Here is a 23,380-nt window from a genome sequence, read left to right on the forward strand (position 1 = left end):
GTCAGGCGCTGCTATTTTTCTGGTTTGAGTATTTGTCGCCGGTCAAAGTGGGTGATGCTTGCGAGGACCGTGGGTCAGGATATGCCGATTGACCTATATGTTAAGACCTTCGGCGGTGATTGGTGCTGCATCTTTTGATTCGAGTAATTTGATAGTTTAAGGAAATCTAGGTACCGGGCTTCTGGAGGCGATGTTTAGTCTGTATCAATAGTCTGTAGAGTAGAGGAGGCAGTAAATTGCGGGCAAGGGTTTTTACGACTGCCTGAGACTCCCGAAAGTTTTCTAGTGGTCTCTTGACAAAAATTGTACTTTTACTGGCGATGTGGCTTGGCCGGAGCTCTGAGCAGGGGCGCCCATTCGAAAAATAATACAAGGCTAAAGACTTTCTACTTATTTCAGGCGGGCAAAGTAGGGGGTCTGGATGTCCGTGATAGGTAAAGTCAGTGGTAGCAAAAACCACCATCCTATTGAATACTGGCGATATTTTCTTGCCACAAGCTTTCAACTCTTTGTCCCAAAGTTCTAGGTCTCCACCAAAGTCTGTTTTCCAATCTTTGTTCAGGTAAATAAGTAAATTTAGTCGCCTATCTAGCTTTGTTTCGGGGTGCTTGCAGTAGTCGGCATGAAGTTTTAGTAGTCCGCCTCTTTTGACTTCGTGCATGCCGCCGCCGCAAAAGTGAGGGTCAACAATGAGAGGCTCGCTGATTCCGGTTAGTTTTTGTAAGAAGTCAACAAAAGAGTGAGAGTTTAGGTAGCGCAGAAGCTCCGTGATGGCCTTGGATTGCTGGGCATCTCCTCGACGGCTTCCAAGCTTGACCTCGGCCTGATTGTTAAATTCTTGAGTCGTGGGATCGGCCTTTAAATTTGGAAACGTAGCTTCAACTAAAGAGAGAAAGTCGACATCGAAAAAATCGTCAAAAACGATATGTGGATAAGGATCGTTGCTAAGGTAAGTAGATGCGTTTTCCTTGGCCACCTTGGGTAGGTCTTTAAATTTTTCGCTGAGCATGTCTTGGTCGCAATAATCCAGGCCTGTCGTGCTAATAGTCTGGCTGCAATTCTGTTGATTGGCGGATTCTGTTTGCATTGCGCGCATTGGAATTTTCTCCCTAACTTAGTGGGCTGCTGTTGGATGTTCTTGTCCTGGAAAAACTTGCGTCACAAAATTCGACCCTTGCAGCGATCTTGGCCGCCATCTCTTCCCCGGTCCTGGCCTGGCGATTCGCATCCGGGGTGCAGTGACCGACGACAAGCTCGACATTCTTCGGTATGCCGATCTGGTGGTGCGCGAGGAAATCAAGGCCGCGGGGCTGTATCACGACATCTGCCAGGCCTTCGCTGTGCTGCTGCCGGTGCGCAGTGTTGGCGTGACGGGTGACAAGCGCACCTATGCCTTCCCCGTTGTGCTGCTGCGTCTCCTCGGAAGACGGCATGACGGCCGATTGGTCCCGCTTGCCTTACGACCTGCTGGAGAAGATCTCCAACCGGATCGTCAATGAGGTCAAAGGGGTCAACCGGGTGGTTCTCGATATCACCAGTAAGCCCCCCGGCACCATCGAGTGGGAATAATTCCCATCCGTTGAACCATGGCTTTGGCCGGGTGACTCCGTTACCCTCGGGGCCCCGGCCCAGGAGCCTTGACCGCCGCCCCTCAGCAGGAAATCCAGCTGCAGCGCCGCCTTCAGCAGGACAGCATTCAGCTGGCAGGCAAGGTGGTGTACCTCAACCCCTTTCTGTATTGGCGCCGCTTTGATGCCAATACCGACCGTTGGTTGAGGGAGCCTGGCCAACTGGCGGAAGATCAGATCACGTCCAACCGGGTGCGCTTCTATCCCGAGTTGGACTGGGAACTGCTCAGCGAGAACGACCGCGCCGTTAAGGACGGGGCTGTGGAGATGTTCCTCAAGAGCCTGGAGCTGATCAGCACCTTCAACCCTGAGCTCACCCCCGGCCAGCTGCTGGAGGTGGAGCGCAAGATGGCCGTCACCAAGAAGAAGGCCTTCGAGCGCTGGGTCTCCAAGTCCCTCAAGCGTCGGCTTCAGCAGCAGGCCAGCGAGCGTCGCCGCTTCGATCGCGAACGCTTGGTGCGCGACTGGAGCGAGTGGATGGTGCTGCCGGTCACGCGGCAGGCCCTGCTCCCGCTCTCGGCCCTCATGGTGATCGCGGTGGGTGCGGGCTGGTGGCTCGGTTCCCAACAGTTCTGCCGTCAGCAGATTGTTCAGCCGGCCATCTCGAGGAGTGCGGGGTAGTCCAGCCAGATCGAGGATCAGGCGCCAGACTGGGCTCACTCATCGCCTCACTTCATGGGTTCTGACCCCCTCGACAACCTGCGCTTGACCTTGATGCAGGACGTTCTGCCGGTGGGGATGGCCGTGGTGGAGCGGGCCAAGCGCGGCGGTGCCCGTGATTTGGCCGACGCCTTCTCGAAAGGTCCCGACGGACTCACTGAGCTCCGGGAGGAAGGAGCCGAAGCAGCCCGCCAGGTCCGCGAGCGCCTGGATCGGATTCAGCCTGGTTTGGGCAACCCGGTGATGAAGGTTCAGGTGACCGATGTTCCTGTGGAGTCGGCCCTGGCCAAGCATGCAGGGGAGGAAGACTTGCGGCTGGCTCTGGCTCGCATCTCCGATCGGTTGACGTTGCTGGAGCAACGGCTCACGGAAGGGAGCTGAATTCTTGGCCATCGCCTCCAACCCCCATCGCAGTGCCGGGCTACAGCGTCAGCCGGCCGTCCTGCTGGGTTTGGTGCTGTTCTTCGCTTCGGCGATGGTCCTGCGCCTGGGTTGGTTGCAGCTGTTGCATGGCAGTGAAAACCGGGAGAGGGCCGATGAAAACCGCATCCGTTTGCTGGCCCGCAATCCCGTTCGCGGGCGGATCTTGGATCGCCACGGTCAGGTCTTGGTGTCCAGCCGGCTGATCTATAGCTTGTATCTGCAGCCCAAAGATCTCCCCAAGGGTTCCTGGCCTGCTTTGCGGGATCGTCTGAGCGCGTTGTTGAAGATTCCCCAGAAGCAACTGGAGCAGCGCAAGCGTCGAGGGCCCGGCAAGCAGGAATACCGGATTGAGCTGGCCAGTGAACTGACGCCGGAGCAGGTCCTGCGCTTCCGCGAGCAGGCCAGTGACCTCAGGGGCGCCCAGGTGGATCTGGATGTGGTGCGCAGCTATCCCCATGGCTCGCTTGGGTCCCACACCTTGGGCTACACCCAGCCGATCACTGAGCAGGAATACAAGGTGCTGGCGAAACGCGGCTACAAGATTCGCGATCGCATCGGTCGCATCGGTGTGGAGGCCGCCTACGAGCAACACCTGCGCGGCACCTGGGGCGGCCAGATGGTCGAGGTGAACGCCATGGGTGAGATTCAGCGCGTCCTCGGTGACCGCCCCTCCAAGGCCGGCAAAGACCTGGTGGTGACCTTGGACCTTCCGCTCCAGCGTGCGGCTGAGACGGCCTTAAAGGGCAAGCCGGGAGGCGCCATCGTCGCCCTGAATCCCAGAACTGGGGCGATCTTGGCGCTGGCCAGTCGCCCCAATTTCGATCCCAACTTCTTCTCTAAGACCGTCACCACCCAGCGGGAGTACGACGCCCTGTTTGCGTCTCCCTCGAAGCCCCTCTTCAGCCGGGCCATGAACGCCTATGACCCCGGCAGCACCTGGAAGCCGGTGACCGCCTTTGCAGGGATGGCCTCCGGCAAGTTTCCGGCCAACACCAAGCTGATGACCCGCGGCTGCATCACCTATGGAGGGCACTGTTTCCCGGATCACAACGGTGCCGGGTTTGGCCTGATCGGCTACGAGGATGCTCTGCGCTTCTCAAGCAACACCTTCTATTACCAAATCGGTGTTGGGGTGGGTTCAATGCCGCTCTATGACGCAGCGGTGAAGTTGGGCTTTACCAAGCCCACCGGCATTGAGATCGGCTACGAGGAAAGCACCGGTTTGGTGGGCAACGAGCAGTGGGCCGCCAAGGGGCGGACCTGGGGTAAGCCGGGTACCACCCCCTGGATTCCAGAGGACATGGCGAGCATGTCGATTGGCCAGTCGGTGGTTCAGGTCACCCCCCTGCAATTGGCTCGGGCCTATGCCGTCTTTGCCAATGGCGGCTACTTGATCACCCCGCATTTGGTCGATCGCGGTCTGGACTGGACGGCCCCGCCGCGCCGCACGAAGGTGGATATCAAGCCCTCCACCCTGGCCACGATTAATCGCGGTTTGCGCAAGGTGGTCCAGGAGGGCACGGGCTACGCCATGAACCAAGCGGCTGAGTTGCCCCCCGTGGCAGGCAAAACGGGAACGGCTGAGGACAGCACCGGCGGCCCGGACCATGCCTGGTTTGCTTGTTTTGCCCCCTACCCCAACGGCGAGATTGTGGTGGTGGCCTTTGCCCAGAACACCCCGGGTGGAGGTTCAGTCCACGCCTTGCCCATGGCGCGTCAGGTGCTGCAGGTCTGGGCCCAGCAACGTAGCCGTTAGACCAAGGCTGGGGTGGAGGCTTCCATCACCTGGCGGTAGTAGCCGCGAAGCTGTTCGGTGGCACCGGACCAGCCCCAACGCTCGGCTTCTTCCCTGGCGTTGCGTCGCAGTTGTTCGCGCTGCCCGGGATCCCCCAGCAGCCGTTGGGTTGCAGCGGTCAGGCTGCCGGCACCGCCATCGGCTCCATCGGGTTCATAGAGGCAACCATTCACCCCGTCGCTGACGATGTCAGGGATTCCTCCGCGGTTGGCTCCGACCACAGGGCAGCCCGCCGCCATGGCCTCCAGTAGCACCAACCCCAGGGTCTCGGTGCTGCTCGGGAAGAGGAAGGCATCGGCGCTGGCATAGGCACTGGCCAGCTCTTCACCGGCCAGGTAGCCCACGAAGTTGGTCGCACTGCCGGCGAACAGGGTCTCGAGCTGTTGGCGGTAGGGGCCATCACCGACCAGCGCCAGGCGGGCATCGGGCATCGCGTCAAGGACGGGGCGGATGCGCTCGATTTGTTTTTCTGCTGACAAACGGCCGATGTAGAGCAGGAGCTTCCCGGTGTCGCTGCGGCCATCCAGCAGCCGCTCCCTCATGGCTTGGCTGCGGAGCTCCGGGCGGAACAGGTCTGTATCGACCCCCCGCTGCCAAAGATCGGTGTGCTGGATTCCCTTTTCGCTGAGCTCAGCCACCATGGCGGTGGAGGTGCAGAGGTTCAGCTGGGCCTGGTTGTGGGCCATCTTCAGCAGTTCCCACAGCACAGGCTCGAGCATCCCGAGGCCGTAGTGCTCTAGGTACTTGGGCAGATGGGTGTGATAGCTGGCCACCAGGGGATAGCCCTTGGTCTTGGCCAGCCAGATCCCCCCGAGGCCGAGAACGGCGGGGTTGACCACGTGCACCAGGTCGGGGGCAAAGGCCTCGAGCGCGTCCGAGACCGACGGGCGCGGCAGCGCCAGCTTCAGCTCTGGATAAAGGGGAAGGGGCATGGCCGGAACCCCAACCACCTGTGCCCCCATGTAGCTCTCGGGGGCTCCCTCGGGGCAGAAAATCATCACCTCATCACCGGCCGTGACCAGGTGCTGCACCGTTTTGGTGAGCCGGGTCACGATCCCATCAACCTTCGGCAGGAAGGTCTCGGTGAAGAGGGCGATTTTCAAGGCAATCAGGTGGCCTTAATGGCTTGCTCCTGGGTTTTAGTCCAGGCGGAGGTGCAGAGGATGCGGTTGCGGTCGCAGCGGTCGGCGAAGCGGGTGGCGATCTCCACCACTTCCTTCAGCAGACCGTCATCGAGGGTGGTGGGGTTCAGGCCCAGCTCGATGAAGCAGCGGTTGTCCACGATCAGATCGTTCTCCACAGCCTCGTTCCGGGGGTTGGGGAGGTTGTTGACCTGGGCTCCGGTCAGGGCGGCGACTTTCTTGGCGAGCTCACCCACCTGATGACTCTCGGTCATCTGGTTGAAGATCTTCACCCGCTCGCCTTTGGTGGGGGGATTCTCCAGGGCCAACTGCACGCACTTCACCGAGTCACGGATGTGGATGAAGGCGCGGGTCTGACCGCCCGTGCCGTGCACGGTCAGGGGATAGCCGATGGCCGCCTGCATCAGGAAACGGTTCAGGACCGTGCCGTAGTCCCCGTCGTAATCGAAGCGGTTGGTTAGGCGCGGATCGCGGTCGGTGGCATCGGTGTTGGTGCCCCAGACAATGCCCTGGTGCAGGTCGGTAATGCGGACCTGGTCGTTTTTGTTGTAGTAAAGGAAGAGCAGCTGATCCAGCGTCTTGGTCATGTGATATACGCTGCCCGGGCTTGCCGGGTGCAGGATCTCCTCCTCGAAACGGCTGCCGTCGGGCTGGGGAACCTCAACCTTCAGGTAGCCCTCAGGGATGGTGGCGCCGCGATGGGAGCCATAGCCATACACACCCATGGTGCCGAGGTGCACCACGTGAATATCCAGGCCGCTCTCGACGATGGCCGCCAGCAGATTGTGGGTGCCGTTGACGTTGTTATCGACGGTGTAGCGCTTGGTGGCGCTGCTCTTCATGGAGTAGGGAGCAGCCCGTTGCTCGGCAAAGTGCACCACCGAGTCAGGCCGCTCGGCCAGGAGCAGGTCCACCAACCGCTGATATTCGTGGGCAATGTCCATGTGCACAAAGCGCATGGGTTTGCCGCCAATCTCTTCCCAGGCCTTTAGGCGCTCACCAATGCTGGAGATGGGAGTCAGGGACTCCACCTCCAAATCAATATCGATCTTGCGGCGGCTCAGGTTGTCGACGATGACCACATCGTGGCCCTGGTCGGCCAGGTTCACGGCACAGGGCCAGCCACAGAAGCCGTCACCGCCGAGAACGAGAACCTTCACCGCTGGACTCCTGCTGAACGAGCACTTGCTCCGTCAGGGCAAGCTACTACAGGGATTCAGCTGATTCCTACCGCAACGGCCAGCATCAGGATCACCAGCAGAGCGCCGCCGATCAGGAGCACTTTGCTGTTGGCGCCAAGGGCTTGGCCTGCTTCGATCACCTCCATTTGGGGCTCGTTGGCAAAGGCATTCAGCCTGCCGCCGTCCTCTTCTGTGACCTGCATCGCTGTGACACGTGGTTGTGGCGACAGTAAGGACGAAGTGGTGGATTGAATCGGCGCTGTGCGGAAGCTTTATGTGCCGACGCGTCCGGTGGTGGGGGAGCTGGGGCTGGCTTGGCCACGCACGGGTAGACGGCCTGCATGGAAGGCGGTTCGTCCGGCTTCGCAGGCCATGGCCATGGCCCGAGCCATGGCTGCTGGATCACCCGCGAGGGCGATGGCGCTGTTGATTAGGAGCGCATCGGCGCCCATCTCCATGGCTTGAGCGGCTTCGCTTGGAACCCCCAGGCCCGCATCCACGACCACTGGAACCGTGGCGTTCTCAATGATTAGAGCGATGTTGGCGGCATTGCGGATGCCCTGCCCTGAGCCAATGGGTGAGCCCAGGGGCATGACGGTGGCGCAGCCGGCGTCCTCAAGCCGTTTGGCCAGGAGTGGATCAGCGTTGATGTAAGGCAACACCGTGAAGCCTTCTTTCACCAGCTGCTCTGCTGCCTCCAAGGTCCCGATCGGATCGGGCAGGAGGTGTCTGGAATCGGGGATCACCTCCAATTTCACAAAGGTGTTGTCTTCCTGGCCGGCCAGCTTCGCCAGCTCGCGCCCCAGCCGGGCCACGCGGATGGCCTCCTCGGCGGTGGCGCAGCCAGCGGTGTTGGGGAGCATCCAGATTTGGCTCCAATCCACCGCTTCCATCAAGCCCTCATGGCCCGCCGCTTGGGACTGCACCCGGCGGACGGCCACAGTCACGATCTCGCAGGCACTGGATGCAAGGCTCGCCTGCATGGCCTCCAGGCTTGGGTACTTCCCCGTGCCCGTCATCAAGCGGCTGCGAAAGCGTCGACCACCGATGATTAGGTCGTCAGCGTGCAGCGGCTCTGCAGACAAGGGGATGCGATCAGCTGTGCTGAGACCGTACAGCGCAGACCTGTCGTTTTCAGTTTCGATCCTTAACGTGGAGCCACTTGATGGCGCCACCTGTGATTCCGTTGCTGCTGGCTGCGCTTCCGCTGCCCACCGAGGCTGTCGCTCCGAGTCAGAGCACCCCTCTCCAGGAAAATTTCGGCATGGCGGCCACCGTCCGCCAATTCGATCCTGTGGCTCGTGCTGGCCAGTTGGTGCAGGAGCTTCCTCGGATTTGGTCCGGGAGCTACACCCCCTTTGGTCCAGGTGAAGCGGCCAGCGCACGCTTGACCCTGTCGTCGCTCAAAGCCCTGGGGCAAATGGTGGATGTCCGGGGCGAAATCACCCTGGGCTCCACCACGATTCCGGTTCAGGGCAACTTAAATGCGGCCTCGGACCAGCTGGATTTGCTGCTTCTCGGGGACTACCCCGCCTCTGATCTGCAGAGCGGCGGTTATTTCGACGGGCTTCAGGGATTCACGCTCACTGGTTGGTCGGCCCCTCGGCTGACCAACCCCGGAGGTCAACTGGTGATGACTCCTGAGACCAGTGCCGCTCCTGCCATTCGCGGACTTTGGTGACCTAGGCGGCGGTGCGCTCCAAGCGCTTCAGCCGTCGTTGGGCCGTCTTATTGGCGGCGTCGAGTTCCAGCACCTTGGCGTAGGTCTCTTTGGCTTCGTCGCTCTTCTGCTGTTTCTCCAGCGCGAAGGCCAGGTTGTTAAGGGCTACGGGGTAGTCCGACTTGGCCCGAAGAGCAGCGCGGTAGTGCTTGATGGCGCCGTTGTAGTTGCTTTGGGCTGCCAGGGCGAATCCCAGGGCGTTTTCAATCAAGGCCTGTGCCTCGCTCGGCTCGCCGCTGGCGCGCTTGGCGGCCAATTTCAGATTTTCAGTGGCTTGTCCGTAGAGGCGCTTTCGCAGCTGAACCGAGGCCAACTCATAGAGATCTCCTGCACTCTTCTCGCTGTCCTTGGCTTGGGCTTCCAGCCGTGCCAGGGCCGACTCATCGCGGCGGACGCGAAGGATCTGGCGCGCGACGAGGACCGAAGCGGTGCCGAGCAACAACAAAAGCCCAACCAGGTAGGCCTGTGGGAGTGAAACATCCATGGACCGACCGGGCTGGGCTTAGTTGTGTTTGAAGAGGGCGATTAGCTCTTGGCGGCGCCCACGACAGTGGCGAAGCTCGTGGGATCCAGTACAGCCAGCTGGGCCAGCATCTTGCGGTTCAGCTGCACGTCTGCCTTCTTCAGACCACCGATCAGACGGCTGTAGCTCAGGCCGTTCAAGCGAGCAGCAGCGTTGATGCGGGCGATCCACAGACGACGGAAGTCACGCTTGCGGCGGCGACGGTCGCGATAGGCGTTGCAGAGCGCCTTCATCACCCGCTGGTTGGCGGTCCGGAACAGGGTGCCGTTGCCACCGCGGAAGCCACGCGCCAGGCGAAGGATCTTGTTGCGGCGTTTGCGGGCGACGTTGCCCCTTTTAACGCGGGCCATGAATGGTTCTCAGTAAATGTTGAATCAGCTAGGGAGTGAAGCGATCAGCTGTAGGGGAGCATCGCTTTCACGTTGTCCGCGTCGCGCTCGTCAACCACGGCCATGGTGCCGAGGAAGCGCTTGCGCTTAGGGCTCTTGTGATCGAGCAGGTGGTTGCGGAAAGCGTGGCGGCGCATGAACTTCCCGCTGCCGGTCGCCTTGAACCGCTTGGCGGCTGCTTTGCGGGTCTTGAGCTTCGGCATCGTCTACGCGCTCGTGCACAAACAATGAGAGTAAGACTTCAGAGTGCCTTCCGCCAACTCCCCCTAGGGTTTGACCTGGATCTAGCCAGGCCATGCTGCGTTCCTTTACGGCGGCACTCGCCGCGTCCTTTCTGCTGGCGGGATGCCAAGGAACGGATGCCCAGGCCCTGACCCACCGGCCTGTGCCCGCGCCGCCGGTCGTCGATGGGGCCCAGCCGGTGCTCTGGGTGGCCCTGGCGGACCATCTGGGTGCGACCCCTCTTCAACTGGTGGCAGCTGGCTCGACGTTGCAGCTCAGTGATGCCTCCGGGCGTCTCGGCAGTGCTCCGCGCTTCTCTTTCCGCTGGAGAACCCAGCCACTGCCCGAGCCATTGACCATTCGCCGTCGGGTGTTGGGGCCGTTCTCCAGCTTTGAGACGGCGGAGCAGGCCGCCTTGGCTTGGCGTCGTCTGGGTGTGGAGGCGGTGGTGGCCCACCCAGGGGAATGGGAGGTCTGGGCCGATCCCGAGCGGCCTGTGCCTTCGGGGTATGGCTCGAAGGTGGAGGAAAAGGTTGTTAGTGAGGTGTTGACCCTGCAGGTCCAACGGCCCGACGGCTGGAGGGATCTCCAGGAACCGGTTCGGCTTGAGGCCCCTGGTGGTCTGCGCTGGAACGGCGGTGTTTTCCAGGGGCCTTTCCGCCTGCAGCCGGATGCCTACGGGAGCTGGACGCTGGTGGAGGAGGTGCCGCTCGAGCGCTACCTCCACGGCGTTGTCCCCCATGAGATCGGGGCCGGATCGCCGCCGGCAGCCCTGGCGGCCCAAGCGGTCTTGGCCCGGACCTGGGCTCTGGGCAATCAGCATCGCTTTGCCCTGGACGGCTATCACCTCTGCTCGGACACCCAATGTCAGGTCTACAGCGATCCACGCCAGGCCCGGGCCGGAGTGCAGCAGGCCATTCGAGCGACCGAGGGCCAGGTGCTGGCTTGGAAGGGGAAGCCAATTCATGCTGTGTATCACGCCAGCAACGGTGGGGTCAGTGCCAATGAGGACGAAGCCTGGTCCTTGCCTGAGCTGCCCTATCTCGAACCCGCCTTTGATCGGGCGGGAGGGGCACCGCAGGGGTTGTCCTTGCCTTTAACCCAGCGGCAGCAGGTGCGCTCGGTGTTGAGCGCGACAGCCGGTGTGTATGGCCAAAAGCATCCTTACTTCCGCTGGCAGCGGGTCCTGGGTCAGGAGACCTTTGCCCGTGCCCTCGGTGCGGGAGCTGCTGCCGTTGGATCCCCGGTGCAACCGGTTGTGTTGGAGCGGGGCCCCAGTGGCCGAGTGGTTCGTTTGGCCCTCCGGGGTCCTTTGGGTGAGCGGGTGCTGGTCCGGGATGCCATCCGCCGCACCCTGCGCCGCCTGCCCAGCACCCTGTTTGTGATTGAACCGGCCGGGGCGGGCCTTTGGCGCTTTGAGGGAGGCGGTTTTGGCCATGGCGCTGGTTTGTCGCAAGCCGGCGCCATTGATCTGGGTGGGCGCGGTTGGAGCGTCAAGCAGATCCTTCGGCACTACTACCCGGGAACGGAGTTGGTCCCCCTTCCGTCATTAGGGGCTTTGAAGGGGGGCTCTTAGAGTTCGCACATCCTTGGGATCGCCATGGCCGCTGGGGGCACAGCCACAGGAGCGCGCCGACTACAGGCCTCCCTGTTCCTCGTCTGTTGCTGCTCCGCGGCAGCAGTGCCCCATGGGCTGCCGGCGGCTCAGGCCTTGTGGCCTGCCACGGCCTTGACCTTGCTGCTGGGTTTCTACGTCCTGCGCGCAGTCTTTCTTCCTGCTTTCCGCGGCGCTCAGGCGGAGAGCCCTGCCGCTTTGGAGAGCTGGCCAGCGGTTGATCTTGTGGTGGCGGCCCGCGATGAGGAGGCGGTGATCGGTCGCTTGGTCGAGCGCCTGGCCGCCCTGAGCTACCCGGCGGACCGTCTCAAGATTTGGATCGTTGACGATGGCAGTGAAGACCGGACCCCAGAGGTCCTGACGGCATACCAGGCCCGCTTCCCTCAGCTCCAGGTCTTGCGCCGTCCTCGTGATGCCGGCGGCGGAAAGTCGGGAGCGCTGAATGCGGTGCTGCCCAACCTGCAGGGGCGTTGGTTGCTTGTGCTGGATGCCGATGCCCAGTTGCAACCAGATGTGCTGGAGCGGCTGGTCCGTTTTGCCGAACAGGGCGGTTGGTCAGCCGTTCAGCTGCGCAAGTCCGTGGTGAATCCAGACCTCAACTGGTTGACCCGGGCCCAGGCCATGGAAATGGCCCTGGATGCCGTCATTCAGCAGGGGCGTCTGCTTTCAGGCGGAGTCGTGGAGCTGCGCGGCAATGGTCAATTGCTCCAACGCGAGGCGGTGCTCAGTTGCGAAGGCTTCAACGAAGCCACCGTGACCGATGACCTCGATCTGAGTTTCCGCCTGCTGGTCCAGCAGCAACCGGTCGCCCTGCTCTGGGACCCGCCCGTGCAAGAGGAGGCCGTGACCGCCTGGAGTGCCCTCTGGCGTCAGCGCCAGCGTTGGGCCGAGGGCGGGTTGCAGCGTTTCTTCGACTATTGGCCCCAGCTCACCGGGAGTGAGGTGCCCGTGGCCCGCAAGCTTGATCTCAGCTGCTTTTTCCTGCTGCAGTACGCCTTGCCTGTGATGGCCGCCGCCGATGCGCTGACCGCGCTGATGACGCGAACCTCGCCCCTGAGCTGGCCCCTCTCGTTCGTGGCCTTTGGTCTTTCGGGTGGAGCGATCTTGGTGGGCTGCTCGCGCCGCTCAGAGGGGCCGGACTTGCCTTCGATGGGACCGATCAACCTGGCCTGGGGCATCGCCTATCTGGGCCATTGGTTTGTGGTGATCCCGTACACCACTCTGCGGATGGCGTTGCTGCCGAAGCGCCTGGTTTGGGCCAAGACGCTGCATGTGGGTGCCGAGCCTGACCCTGATCAAGCGGCGGCTTGATCGTCTCCTAATTCCGGCAGTGGGTCCTGCAGGTCAACCACTTCGCCGTTAAAGAAATCAGCCAGTCGCTTGGCCTGGTCGTCGATTAACCCATGGGGCTGCCGTGCTGGAGCAGGGGCTGCAACGGCTGGGCTGGGTTCAGGAGAGGGTGACTGTGGCGCCGGTGCGGGTGCTGGTGCAGCGGTTGGTGCGGTCTGCGTTGGAGCAGGAGTCTGAGCTGCCGTAGCGGCAGGGGTTTCGCTCGCCGGCGTTGGTGTTTCTCTGGCCGGGGCTTGGGGTGCAGGGGCTGATTCGCTGGCTGCTGCTGGCACGGCTTGAGGTGGCGGAGCGGCACCGGCTTCCAGAACAACCTGCCTGGGGCTGCCCAGAGCCGAGGCGACCGCTTTCTCCAGAAGGGGCAAGCGGCTCTGCACCATGGCGGTCCAGTTGCCGGCCACTTGGACGACCGCGCGCTGACTGTCCAGGCGGGCCAGAGAGGCTTGCTGGGAGAGGAGCATCCGGGTGGAGGGCAGCTCCAGTCCTGCCAAGATCTGCTGCCAGAGGGCGGCCAGGTCGGGTGCCTCGGCGCTTGGTGCCGCTGCAGGCTCTGGGGCGGGAACCGCTGCTGAAGTTGCCTGGACGGCGGGTTCCGGGGCCGGCGGGGCGGGAGCGGGTACTGCCGGAGCAGGTGATGCTGGGACTGGAGCGACAGCGGTAGGGGGCGCCGCCGGTGTGGGCGCGCTGATGGCCGCAGCCGGAGCCGGCCGTTGGCTCGCCGCGGTGGTGGTGGCGGTGGCCTGGGCGGCGGGTTCAGCCAGCAGACCCAGCAAGAGAACCTCGAGCCAGAGCCGGGGTTGAACGCTCTGGCGCAGTTGTTGCTCGCTTCCTTTGAGTTGGGCTTGCCAGCGAAGCAATTTCGCTTTGCCGAGGCTGCGGGCGAGAGTCGGCAATTCGCCTCGGGTCTGCGGCGAGAAACTCGTGAGTTCCAGGCGGTCGGGGGCGACGCCGGCGAGCACCAGGTCGCGCAGCAGCCCGGCCATCCCCTGCAGGACCGCCCCGGGCTCACGGCCGCGTTCCAGCAGGTTGCGGATCGCTTCAATCACCCCGAGTGGCTCGGCCCCCGCCAGGGCCTGAGCCAGTTGCAGAAGCTCTTGCTCGGGCACGGCTCCGAGCAATTCCCAGACCGCCATCGGCTCGACGGGGCCTGGCAGCAAGCTCAGCTGATCCAGCAGGCTTTCGGCGTCCCGTAGGCCCCCCTGCGCCCGCTGGGCCACCACATGGAGGGCTTCCGGCGTGATCTGGATGTCTTCTTGCTCGGCGATCCAGCACAGGTGCTGCTCGAGAGCATCCAGGGGAATCCGCCGGTAGTCGAAGCGCTGACAGCGGCTGAGGATCGTTGGGAGGACCCGTTGTGGGTCAGTGGTCGCCAGGACAAACACCACCCGCGGGGGCGGTTCCTCGAGGGTTTTCAGGAGGGCGTTAAAGGCTGCGGTGGAGAGCATGTGGCACTCGTCCACCACATAGACCTTCCAGCGGGCCTGAACCGGGGCGAACCGAGAGCGTTCAATCAGCTCGCGGATGTTGTCGACCCCCGTGTTGGAGGCGGCGTCGATCTCGATGACATCGAGGGCGTTGCCGTTGGCGATGGAGGTGCAGAGCTCACAGGTGCCGCAGGGCTCTGGCGTCGGGCCGTCTGAGCTCAGGCAATTGAGGGAGCGCGCCAGGATCCGGGCGCTGGATGTTTTCCCGGTACCGCGCGGGCCACTGAAGAGGTAGGCGGGCGCAATTCGCCCGGAGCGCAGGGCATTGCCAAGGGTCGCGGCGATCGCCTCCTGCCCCACAAGCTGGTCAAACCGCTGAGGGCGGTACTTGTGGTGGAGCGGTTGGTAGGCGGCCGGCATGGCTGGAGGCTACTGGCCCTCGACCCCTGTGTTCGGGTTTGAATCCTGCTGGCGATCTGTCAGGAGTTGCTCGAGCTTAGCTTCGATCTCCTCCACCTCACTGAGCTGATCCGCAAGGGTTTGGGCGGCCAGCCGCAGGCGTTGAAATTGGGGCTGTGCGTCTCCGTGGCCCCAGCGCTCCTCGGCCCGTGCCAGCTCGGTTTCCAATTTGGTTTGCAGCTTCAACCGCAGGGCATCGAGTTGCTCGAGGCTGCGCCTGACGAGTTCACGTCCCTTCTCCAGCTGGCCGGGTTCCAGGCGCAGGCCTTGACGTAGCAGCACCTTGGCGCCGGTCAGGACGGCGGCCGGCATGAATTGTCCGAGTGCTAAGGCTCCCCAGCTGCCGGCTTGGAGAGCCTCTTCAACCTGGGCGCTGCGGTGTCGTCCGGTTTTGCACCAATGGGCGAAGTGCTCGCAGTTGTTGAACAGCAAGTTGTAGTTCTGCTCCCCCAGGCGCCCCATGGCACGGCGCAGGGTCTGCCCTGCCGGCAGGCAGTCACCCTCGGCATAGGACACCACCGAGAGGGGTTGGCCGCGGCTGAACTCCTCGAGGGGGCTGCGCAGAATCTCGCGGCCTTCGAGGTAGTGGGCGACGCTGCCGTCTCCGAGGTCGACGCCGTGATGATTGAACAGGCCGTGCCGCCGCGGCACCTGAAGGTGATCAGCGGCAGCCATGGGGCCCTAGGCCGATTCCTGTTGCGCGGGCTCGCTCCCGGGAAGGGGCAGCACTTTGGCTTGGGTGCGCTCCTCCACCAGCGCTCGGGTCACGGTGAAGGCCTTGGTGCTCTTGTCCGAGGGCAGGTCGTACATCAGATCGAGCATCAACTCTTCGACGATCCCGCGCAATGCCCGGGCACCGGTCTTGCGGCGGTGGGCTTCGGCGGCGATGGCTTCAACGGCCCCGGGTTCAAACTCCAGCCGCACGTCATCCATGCTCAGCAGGGTCTGGAACTGTTTCACCAGAGCATCACGGGGCTCGGTGAGGATGGCCTCCAGCGCATGGCTATCCAGGGGCTCGAGCACGGCATTGACCGGCATGCGACCAATGAATTCGGGAATGAGGCCGTACTTGACCAGGTCATCGGGCTCCAGGTGGCGGAGGACCTGAGCGGCCTGTTGATCTTTGCTCTGCCGGCCGCGGCGTCCGCCTTCGGGCATGAAGCCGATGGCATTGCGGCCCATTCGGCGTTGGACCACATCATCGAGGCCCACGAAGGCGCCACCGCAGATGAACAGGATCTGGCTGGTGTCGATTTGGATGCAGTCCTGATAGGGATGCTTGCGACCCCCTTGGGGGGGGACGTTGGCCACGGTGCCCTCGAGCAGTTTCAGCAGGGCTTGCTGAACCCCTTCCCCTGAGACATCACGGGTGATCGATGGGTTTTCGCTCTTGCGGGCGATCTTGTCGATCTCATCGATGTAGATGATTCCCCGCTGGGCTTGATCGACGTCCAGGTCAGCCTTCTGTAGAAGCCGCAGCAGGATGTTCTCGACGTCCTCCCCGACGTAGCCAGCCTCGGTGAGGGTCGTGGCATCGGCCACCGCGAAGGGGACGTCCAGCAGCTCGGCCAGGGTCTGAGCCAGCAGGGTTTTGCCGCTACCCGTGGGGCCGATCAGAAGGATGTTGCTCTTGTGCAGTTTGGTGGCGGTTTCGTTGCTCTCACCCTTGCCGTCGCCTTGCCAGGCCAGGCGCTTGTAGTGGTTGTAGACCGCGACGGAGAGGGTCTTCTTCGCTTCTTCTTGCCCCACGACCTGGCCGTCGAGGTGGGCCTTGATCTCTTGGGGCTTGGGAATCTCCGCCAGTGTCGGAGCTGGTTTGCTGGTTTTCTTGGCGGGGGCTTTGCCTTTGGCTTCCTGGGGTTGGCGGCCAGCGCCGGCACCATGGCCTTCAACCAGCTCTTCGTCGAGGATCTCGTTGCAGAGATCGATGCACTCGTCGCAGATGTAGACGCCAGGGCCGGCGATCAGTTTGCGCACCTGATCCTGCGACTTCCCGCAGAACGAGCACTTCAGGTGGGCGTCGAACTTGGCCATTGGGCAAGGGCTGTGGCGGCGTGGAGCGGGAGGGCTTCGGGGCGGTGTCCCGAAACTTCAGGATCGGTGCGATCCAGCGCTTCGTCAGCCGTCCTTAAGGATCAAACCGGGGTCGTATCGGTGACGACACGATCGATTAGGCCGTATTGAACCGCTTCTGCCGGGGAAAGGAAGTAGTCGCGGTCGGTGTCTTCCGCGATTTTGTCCAACGGTTGGCCGGTGTGTTCAGCCATGAGGCCGTTGAGGGTCTCCTTCAGATACAGGATTTCTTTGGCCTGGATTTCGATGTCCACGGCTTGGCCCTGGGCGCCGCCCAGGGGTTGGTGGATCATGATCCGCGCATTGGGTAGCGCCAGCCGCTTGCCCTTGGTGCCGCCCGAGAGCAGGAAGGCGCCCATCGAAGCCGCCAGGCCGTAGCAAATGGTGACGACGTCAGGTGCGACCTGTTGCATGGTGTCGTAGATCGCCAGTCCAGCCGTCACCGACCCACCGGGGGAGTTGATGTAGATCTGAATGTCCTTCTCAGGGTCCTCAGCCTCCAGGAACAGGAGCTGGGCAACCATGGCGTCGGCCACCTGGTCATCGATGCCGCTGCCCAGAAAGATGATGCGCTCCCGTAAGAGACGGGAATAGATGTCAAAGGCCCGTTCGCCTCGGCCGGACTGCTCAACCACGGTGGGGAGCACGCCCGGGGCAGCGGACGGACCCGTGAAAATCGACGAATGGGGCCCTTGGCCCAGCCAGCGGTTCTGGATTGGATGAGCAGTGCTGGCGTTGATCACTCGGCCGGACTGGAGTCAGTCCGGCCAATCTATGGGGATCAGGCCTCGGTGGTGGCCGCCTTGGCGTCGTCAGCCTTGGCTTTTTTCTTGGCAGCGCCCTTGGCCTTGGGCTGGTCCTCGCCGGCCTCAGCCGCCTTCTCAGTGATGGTGGAGTTGCTCTCCAGCCAACCCAGGAGCTTCTCGCGCATCAGGTCTTCCTGAACCGCCTGGCGCAGGCGGTCGGGATCAATGCGGGAGCTGTCGCTGAAGCCGCGGCTCAGTTCCTTGACCTTGGCGTCAATTTCGCTGGCCTCGAGCTCTAGCTTCTCGGCGGCGGCCAGGGCCTTGAGGGCCAGGCTGCGCTTGAGGCGCTCCTCGGCTTCAGGGCGAGAGGTCTCGCGCAGGCTCTGGATCAGCTGAGGCGTGAACAGTTTCTTGACGTCCATTCCCTGCTGAGCGAGTTGGCCAGCGGTTTGTTCGAGCAGGGTGACGATCTCCTCTTGGACGAGGGTCTCGGGCAGTTCAACCTCCAGTTGCTCGACCAGGGCGGCGAGCAGGGCGTCATGGCGATTGGACTGGTGGCGACGCTCGGCGTCCTCCTTCAGGCGGGTTTCCAGATCACTGCGGAGTTCGGCCAGGGTTTGCTTGTCGCTGGCTTGCTGGGCAAAGGCGTCATCGAGGGCAGGGAGTTCGCGGCCCTTGAGTTCGCTCAGGGTGATTTCGAAGCTGGCTTTGCGGCCAGCGGCGTCTTCCTGGGCGTAGTCCTCCGGGAACTGGCAATCGATGGTCTTGCTGTCGCCTGCCTTCATGCCGATGACCCCTTCCACAAAGCCGGGGATCATGCGGCCGTCTTCCAGTTCCACTTCCATGGCGTCACCGCTGCCGCCTTCGATGGCTTCGCCGTTGTCGCTGTAGGTGCCCTTGAAGCTCAGGACGGCCACATCACCGGAGGCGGCGGCTCGGCCTTCGACCGGCACCAGGGTGGCCATCTGACGGCGGGACTGCTCGATCAGTTCGTCGACGCGGGCCGGATCAAAGCTGACGGATTCGGCTTCGGCCTTGAGGCCTTTGGTGCTCTTGAGCGTCGGAGTGGGCTCCACATCCATTTCAAGGGTCAAGGTGAGCTCTTGACCGGGCTCAAAGCGCTCGAGCAGGGATTCGAAGCCGCCGTCGAGGGCGGGTTGGCCGATGGCCGGGATGTCGGCTTGCTTGAGGGCGTCTTTGAAAACGCTGTCCACCAGGGACTCGAGCGCGGTCGCCCGAATCTGCAGAGGGCCGATTTGCTGCATCAGTACGGCCCGGGGCACCTTGCCTTTGCGGAAGCCGGGGAGTTTGACGCTGCGGCTCAGCTTCTCAACGGCGGCGTTATGGCTTCCTTGGGTGCGCTCCCCAGGAACGGCAATCTCGATCGCCATTCGGCTGCCGGGACGGGCGCTGGTGCTCAGCTTCAGGTCTGCCTGTTTGGCAGTGGCTTTGCTGGCGGTGCTAGCGGCAGGGCTCATGGATGCGATCGAGACGTCGGGCCGAACAGTCGGCTAGGGCAGCCCACGATCCTAAGTAGTCACCTGTGACGAGCTCCAACAGGCCTGTTCGAGGTCGGCCCTGGCGGCGTATTGTCTTAACAAGAACCAGTGACCTGAAGAGCTTTGTCGCGGTGTCTGCTCAGACCCCGCACAGATGTTGCAAGTCGTGCATCCGTCTTTCCCGGGATGCGCCGTCGCTCGCTTTCCTCGGTATTGGGCTCGTCGATCGCACTACCCGTTGATTTGCCGCTTCACTCCTTTTCTCCTCTGACCTCCATCTCTTAATTGGCGCTCAAGACTCGGCGTTCCTCTAACTGCTCCCCCTCCGCTTGACAGATCTGGCTTCTTGCTGAGGCCCAGTTCAGATCTCAGGCCATCGAGCTCAACTTCTTTTTGCACCTCCGTTGACTTCCACCGACGTTCGTTCGCTGCCCAACCGTCCTCTGCATGTCGCTGTCCTCGGGGCAACCGGTGCCGTTGGCCAAGAGCTGCTGACCTTGCTCAAGGAGCGGTCCTTCCCCGTTGGGCAGCTCACCCTGCTGGCCTCACCTCGCTCAGCCGGTCAAACCCTGGAGTGGAACGGTCAGGCTCTGACGATTCAGCCCGTCACGGCTGAGGCCTTTGCCGGTGTTGATGTGGTCCTCGCCTCGGCGGGTGGCTCTGTCTCGAAGCAATGGGCCCCCGTCGCTGCTGCCGCTGGGGCGGTGGTGATCGACAACTCCAGCGCTTTTCGGATGGATGCGGGTGTGCCGTTGGTGGTTCCCGAGGTCAACCCCCACGAGGCCTTTCGCCATCAAGGGGTGATCGCCAATCCCAACTGCACCACGATTTTGATGACCCTGGCCCTGGCGCCCTTGGCGGCGCGCCGGGCCATGCGACGGGTGGTGGTCAGCACCTATCAATCGGCCAGTGGTGCGGGTGCCCGTGCCATGGAGGAGCTGAGTGAACTCAGTCGCACGGTCCTCGATGGAGGGACGCCCATGAGCAGCGTTCTGCCTTACTCCTTGGCCTTCAATCTCTTCCTGCACAACTCCCCCCTTCAGGGCAACGGCTACTGCGAAGAGGAGCTGAAGATGGTCAACGAAACCCGCAAGATCATGGGTTTGCCCGACCTCCGGGTCTCGGCCACCTGTGTTCGCGTTCCGGTCCTGCGGGCCCATTCCGAGGCCATCAACATTGAGTTCTGCGAGCCCTTCCCCGTGGATGAAGCCCGTGCGTTGCTCCAGGACGCCCCGGGCGTTGAGCTGATTGAAGACTTCAGCTCCAACCGCTTCCCGATGCCCACGGATGTCACGGGACGGGATCCTGTGGCCGTAGGCCGCATCCGCCAGGACCTCAGCGAACCCAACGCCCTCGAGCTTTGGCTTTGTGGTGACCAGATCCGCAAGGGGGCTGCCCTGAACGCGATCCAGATTGCTGAGTTGCTGCTTGATCCGGTGGCCGCCGCTGCGGCTCAGGCCACGGCAGGAGTCTCCGCATGAGCTCTTCCTTGACCCCAGGCGCGCACTCCCCGGCCCCCTTTGGTCGTGTGATCACCGCGATGATCACCCCCTTTGCGGCCGATGGTTCTGTGGATCTGCCGATGGCGGCCAAGTTGGCTAGCCATCTGGTGGATCACGGTTCCGATGGCCTGGTGATTTGCGGCACCACCGGCGAATCGCCCACCCTCAGCTGGGATGAGCAGCACCAACTGTTTTCAGCCGTCAAAGAGTCCGTTGGTGACCGCGCCAAGGTGTTGGCCGGCACCGGCAGCAACTGCACCGCCGAGGCCGTAGAGGCCATTGGTAAAGCGGCCGCCCTGGGGGCCGATGGCGCCTTGGTTGTGGTGCCCTACTACAACAAGCCTCCCCAGGAGGGCCTGGAGGCCCATTTCCGGGCCGTGGCCCAGGCGGCTCCCCAGACGCCGCTGATGCTTTACAACATCCCTGGCCGGACCGGTTGCAGCCTGAATCCAGAGACCGCTGCTCGGTTGATGGATCTCCCCAACGTGGTCAGCTTTAAGGCGGCGAGCGGCACGACCGAGGAGGTCAGTGCTCTGCGCGCGGTGTGCGGCGAGCGTCTGGCGATCTACAGCGGCGATGACGCTTTGACGCTGCCGATGATGGCCGTCGGTGCGGTCGGCGTGGTCAGCGTGGCCAGCCATGTTGCAGGCGATCAGATCCAGCGCATGGTTCAGGCTTTCCTGGCCGGTGAATTCAGCGCAGCGTTGGCCGAGCACGAGCAACTGCTGCCCCTGTGCAAGGCCCTGTTCTGCACCACCAATCCCATCCCCGTGAAGGCTGCTTTGGAACTGAGCGGCTGGTCCGTTGGTGCCCCACGGCTTCCGTTGGTTTCTGCTTCAAGCGATGTGCGCGATCGACTCACCTCCGTCCTGGCAGCCCTGCGTCCCACTTGACGCCAAGGCCGACCTGACCTGTTGCTGAGCAACCCCTCTTTCAACGTTTTGACCCAATGCGGCTCAGCCGCCTCCCTTTCTCTGAATGACTTCTCAAACCCCTGGCCGTAACGGCGCCGCTAAGCAGCCCCACCTGCGGGTGATTCCCCTCGGCGGCCTGCACGAGATCGGCAAGAACACCTGCGTGTTCGAGTACGGCGACGACATCATGCTCGTGGATGCGGGCCTCGCCTTCCCCAGCGATGGCATGCATGGCGTGAACGTCGTCATGCCCGACACCAGCTATCTCAAGGAGAACCAGAAGCGCATCCGCGGAATGATCGTGACCCACGGTCACGAGGACCACATCGGTGGCATTTCGCACCACCTGAAGAACTTCAACATCCCGGTGATCCATGGCCCTCGGCTGGCCATGTCGATGCTCCAGGGAAAGATGGAGGAGGCCGGTGTCACCGATCGCACCACCATCCAGACCGTGGGTCCGCGGGACGTGGTGAAGGTCGGCCAGCACTTCTCGGTGGAGTTCATCCGGAACACCCACTCGATGGCGGACAGCTTCTCGCTGGCCATCACCACCCCGGTGGGGACAATCATCTTCACGGGTGACTTCAAGTTCGACCACACCCCGGTCGACGGCGAAACCTTTGATATGGCCCGTCTCGCCCATTACGGCGAGCAGGGCGTTCTTTGCCTGTTTAGCGACTCCACCAACGCTGAAGTCCCTGGCTTCTGTCCCCCTGAGCGCTCGGTCTTCCCGGCCCTCGATCGCCATATCGCCCAGGCTGAAGGCCGGGTGATCGTGACCACCTTTGCAAGCTCGATCCATCGCGTCGCGATGATCCTGGAGCTGGCCATGAAGAACGGCCGAAAAGTCGGTCTGCTCGGCCGCTCCATGCTCAACGTGATCGCCAAGGCCCGTGAGTTGGGCTATATGCGCGCTCCGGATGATCTGTTCGTTCCGATCAAGCAGATCCGTGATCTGCCCGATCGCGAAACTCTGCTGCTGATGACCGGTAGCCAGGGTGAGCCCTTGGCCGCACTAAGCCGCATCTCCCGCGGCGAGCACCCCCAGGTGCAGGTCAAGAGCAGCGACACGATCATTTTCTCTGCCAGCCCGATCCCTGGGAACACCATCTCTGTGGTGAACACCATCGACCGGCTGATGATGCTGGGCGCCAAGGTGGTCTATGGCAAGGGCGAGGGCATCCACGTTTCCGGCCACGGCTTCCAGGAGGACCAGAAGCTGATGCTGGCCCTCACCCGTCCCAAGTTCTTTGTGCCGGTTCACGGCGAGCACCGCATGCTCGTCTGCCACAGCAAGACCGCCCAGTCCATGGGCGTTCCGGCCGACAACATGCTGATCATCGACAACGGTGACGTCGTCGAGCTGACGGCCGACTCCCTCAAGAAGGGCGAGCCTGTGAAGGCAGGCATCGAGCTGCTGGATGCCTCCCGCAATGGGATTGTCGATGCCCGCGTTCTCAAAGAGCGTCAGCAGCTCGCCGATGACGGCGTGATCACGATGCTGGCCGTGATCAGCACCGATGGTGTGATGGCTGCTCCGCCTCGGGTGAACTTGCGTGGTGTGGTGACCGCAGCCGATCCACGCAAGCTCAGCCTCTGGACTGAACGGGAAATTACCTGGGTGCTGGAGAACCGCTGGCAGCAGCTCTCCCGCAACACCGGCGGCAAGGCCCCTGAGGTCGACTGGATGGGCGTTCAGCGGGAAATCGAGGTGGGCCTGCAGCGTCGCCTGCGCCGCGAACTGCAGGTCGAGCCGCTGATCATCTGTCTGGTTCAGCCCGCGCCTGGTGGCACCCCGGCTTACAAGGGGCGTGCAGACGCCGAGCCCGACACCCGTCCGGCTCCCCGTGGTCGCCGTGACGGCAACCGTGATGGCAACCGCGACCGGGATCGCGATCGCACCCCCCGCCGTGAGCTAGCTCCCGTGGGCGCGGCAGCGTCGGCCGCACCTGCCTCTGCTCCCGCACCAGTGGCAGCTGCCAAGGCTGTCCCTGCTGCTGCCGCCGCCGCCAAGCCTGAGGAGCCTGAATTCAGCGGCCGGACCCGCCGCCGCCGCTCCGCCGCGAGCTGAGCTCTGAAGCGGCTCTAGGGCCGCTTCAGCCTGAAGAACCGTTT

22 protein-coding genes and 1 pseudogene are annotated in these 23,380 nt (G+C 62.9%); 10 read left to right on the forward strand and 13 right to left on the reverse strand.

Features of this window, described 5'->3' with window-relative positions; translation table 11 throughout:
* Positions 1-166: 166 nt before the first annotated feature.
* Positions 167-1,087 (reverse strand): 2OG-Fe(II) oxygenase, encoded by a 921-nt coding sequence (locus ACLM42_RS11975; RefSeq protein WP_415399246.1) that lies wholly within the window; start codon positions 1,085-1,087, stop codon positions 167-169.
* Between the two features lie 103 nt (positions 1,088-1,190).
* On the opposite strand from ACLM42_RS11975, the pseudogene ACLM42_RS11980 reads away from it, so the two are divergent.
* From ACLM42_RS11980 to mrdA, 4 genes and pseudogenes are all read left to right on the forward strand, one after another.
* Positions 1,191-1,569 (forward strand): annotated as a pseudogene (locus tag ACLM42_RS11980) (GMP synthase (glutamine-hydrolyzing)); the annotation flags it as partial.
* Between the two features lie 68 nt (positions 1,570-1,637).
* A complete protein-coding gene (locus ACLM42_RS11985) occupies positions 1,638-2,249 on the forward strand; it encodes a hypothetical protein (protein ID WP_415399247.1) in 612 nt (203 codons plus the stop codon).
* Positions 2,250-2,303: 54 nt separating this feature from the next.
* Complete coding sequence (locus ACLM42_RS11990) at positions 2,304-2,669, forward strand: hypothetical protein (RefSeq protein ID WP_415399248.1); 366 nt, start codon at positions 2,304-2,306, stop codon at positions 2,667-2,669.
* Between the two features lie 4 nt (positions 2,670-2,673).
* On the forward strand, positions 2,674-4,467 hold the full coding sequence (gene mrdA, locus ACLM42_RS11995; protein WP_415399249.1) for a penicillin-binding protein 2: 1,794 nt from the start codon (positions 2,674-2,676) through the stop codon (positions 4,465-4,467).
* Here mrdA and ACLM42_RS12000 read toward each other — a convergent pair.
* From ACLM42_RS12000 to ACLM42_RS12015, 4 genes are all read right to left on the reverse strand, one after another.
* Complete coding sequence (locus ACLM42_RS12000; protein ID WP_247909830.1) at positions 4,464-5,609, reverse strand: glycosyltransferase family 4 protein; 1,146 nt, start codon at positions 5,607-5,609, stop codon at positions 4,464-4,466. The two genes, mrdA and ACLM42_RS12000, sit on opposite strands and share 4 nt — an antisense overlap.
* A gap of 5 nt (positions 5,610-5,614) precedes the next feature.
* The gene (locus tag ACLM42_RS12005; RefSeq protein WP_415399250.1) at positions 5,615-6,808 is read right to left on the reverse strand and encodes an NAD-dependent epimerase/dehydratase family protein; all 1,194 of its coding nucleotides are present in this window, start codon (positions 6,806-6,808) and stop codon (positions 5,615-5,617) included.
* Between the two features lie 56 nt (positions 6,809-6,864).
* A complete protein-coding gene (psb34, locus tag ACLM42_RS12010) occupies positions 6,865-7,032 on the reverse strand; it encodes a photosystem II assembly protein Psb34 (protein ID WP_247909832.1) in 168 nt (55 codons plus the stop codon).
* 69 nt (positions 7,033-7,101) lie between these two features.
* Positions 7,102-7,848: a thiazole synthase gene (locus ACLM42_RS12015; RefSeq protein ID WP_415400183.1), complete on the reverse strand. Its 747-nt coding sequence runs from the start codon at positions 7,846-7,848 to the stop codon at positions 7,102-7,104.
* A gap of 146 nt (positions 7,849-7,994) precedes the next feature.
* Between ACLM42_RS12015 and ACLM42_RS12020 the strand changes: the two genes are divergently transcribed.
* Positions 7,995-8,510 (forward strand): hypothetical protein, encoded by a 516-nt coding sequence (locus ACLM42_RS12020; RefSeq protein WP_247909833.1) that lies wholly within the window; start codon positions 7,995-7,997, stop codon positions 8,508-8,510.
* Between the two features lies 1 nt (position 8,511).
* Here ACLM42_RS12020 and ACLM42_RS12025 read toward each other — a convergent pair whose 3' ends face one another.
* From ACLM42_RS12025 to rpmI, 3 genes are read right to left on the reverse strand one after another with little or no spacing between them, the layout of a single operon-like run.
* A complete protein-coding gene (locus tag ACLM42_RS12025; protein ID WP_247909834.1) occupies positions 8,512-9,033 on the reverse strand; it encodes a tetratricopeptide repeat protein in 522 nt (173 codons plus the stop codon).
* A gap of 41 nt (positions 9,034-9,074) precedes the next feature.
* Positions 9,075-9,422, reverse strand: coding sequence for a 50S ribosomal protein L20 (gene rplT / locus ACLM42_RS12030; protein ID WP_010313919.1), 348 nt, complete (start codon positions 9,420-9,422; stop codon positions 9,075-9,077).
* Positions 9,423-9,466: 44 nt separating this feature from the next.
* On the reverse strand, positions 9,467-9,664 hold the full coding sequence (rpmI, locus tag ACLM42_RS12035; RefSeq protein ID WP_185186610.1) for a 50S ribosomal protein L35: 198 nt from the start codon (positions 9,662-9,664) through the stop codon (positions 9,467-9,469).
* A 92-nt stretch (positions 9,665-9,756) separates the two neighbouring features.
* On the opposite strand from rpmI, the gene ACLM42_RS12040 reads away from it, so the two are divergent.
* Both ACLM42_RS12040 and ACLM42_RS12045 read left to right on the forward strand, forming a co-directional pair.
* Positions 9,757-11,259 (forward strand): SpoIID/LytB domain-containing protein, encoded by a 1,503-nt coding sequence (locus ACLM42_RS12040; protein WP_415399251.1) that lies wholly within the window; start codon positions 9,757-9,759, stop codon positions 11,257-11,259.
* A gap of 24 nt (positions 11,260-11,283) precedes the next feature.
* Positions 11,284-12,609 carry a glycosyltransferase gene (locus ACLM42_RS12045; protein WP_415399252.1) on the forward strand — a complete coding sequence of 442 codons (1,326 nt, stop codon included), beginning with the start codon at positions 11,284-11,286 and terminating at the stop codon, positions 12,607-12,609.
* Here the strand turns inward: ACLM42_RS12045 and ACLM42_RS12050 are convergent.
* From ACLM42_RS12050 to tig, 5 genes are all read right to left on the reverse strand, one after another.
* Positions 12,594-14,489, reverse strand: a complete 1,896-nt coding sequence (locus ACLM42_RS12050) for a DNA polymerase III subunit gamma/tau (protein WP_415399253.1) — start codon at positions 14,487-14,489, stop codon at positions 12,594-12,596. The genes ACLM42_RS12045 and ACLM42_RS12050 overlap by 16 nt on opposite strands.
* A gap of 9 nt (positions 14,490-14,498) precedes the next feature.
* The gene (locus ACLM42_RS12055) at positions 14,499-15,203 is read right to left on the reverse strand and encodes a lecithin retinol acyltransferase family protein (RefSeq protein WP_415399254.1); all 705 of its coding nucleotides are present in this window, start codon (positions 15,201-15,203) and stop codon (positions 14,499-14,501) included.
* A 6-nt stretch (positions 15,204-15,209) separates the two neighbouring features.
* Positions 15,210-16,562, reverse strand: coding sequence for an ATP-dependent protease ATP-binding subunit ClpX (clpX, locus tag ACLM42_RS12060; RefSeq protein ID WP_247909839.1), 1,353 nt, complete (start codon positions 16,560-16,562; stop codon positions 15,210-15,212).
* Between the two features lie 101 nt (positions 16,563-16,663).
* Complete coding sequence (clpP, locus tag ACLM42_RS12065) at positions 16,664-17,344, reverse strand: ATP-dependent Clp endopeptidase proteolytic subunit ClpP (RefSeq protein ID WP_415399255.1); 681 nt, start codon at positions 17,342-17,344, stop codon at positions 16,664-16,666.
* 38 nt (positions 17,345-17,382) lie between these two features.
* Positions 17,383-18,825: a trigger factor gene (gene tig, locus ACLM42_RS12070; RefSeq protein WP_415399256.1), complete on the reverse strand. Its 1,443-nt coding sequence runs from the start codon at positions 18,823-18,825 to the stop codon at positions 17,383-17,385.
* Positions 18,826-19,250: 425 nt separating this feature from the next.
* Here tig and ACLM42_RS12075 point away from each other — a divergent pair, with 425 nt between their 5' ends.
* The 3 genes from ACLM42_RS12075 to ACLM42_RS12085 all read left to right on the forward strand — a co-directional run bounded on the left by ACLM42_RS12075 (position 19,251) and on the right by ACLM42_RS12085 (position 23,336).
* Positions 19,251-20,327: an aspartate-semialdehyde dehydrogenase gene (locus tag ACLM42_RS12075; RefSeq protein ID WP_415399257.1), complete on the forward strand. Its 1,077-nt coding sequence runs from the start codon at positions 19,251-19,253 to the stop codon at positions 20,325-20,327.
* Positions 20,324-21,241, forward strand: coding sequence for a 4-hydroxy-tetrahydrodipicolinate synthase (gene dapA, locus ACLM42_RS12080; RefSeq protein ID WP_415399258.1), 918 nt, complete (start codon positions 20,324-20,326; stop codon positions 21,239-21,241). Before ACLM42_RS12075 ends, dapA begins: the two co-directional genes overlap by 4 nt.
* An 85-nt stretch (positions 21,242-21,326) precedes the next feature.
* Entirely contained in the window at positions 21,327-23,336 is a 2,010-nt protein-coding gene (locus tag ACLM42_RS12085) for a ribonuclease J (RefSeq protein ID WP_247909844.1), read from the forward strand.
* Positions 23,337-23,380 lie beyond the last annotated feature (44 nt).

This window comes from Synechococcus sp. W4D4, assembly GCF_047716805.1.
Classification (GTDB): domain Bacteria; phylum Cyanobacteriota; class Cyanobacteriia; order PCC-6307; family Cyanobiaceae; genus Vulcanococcus.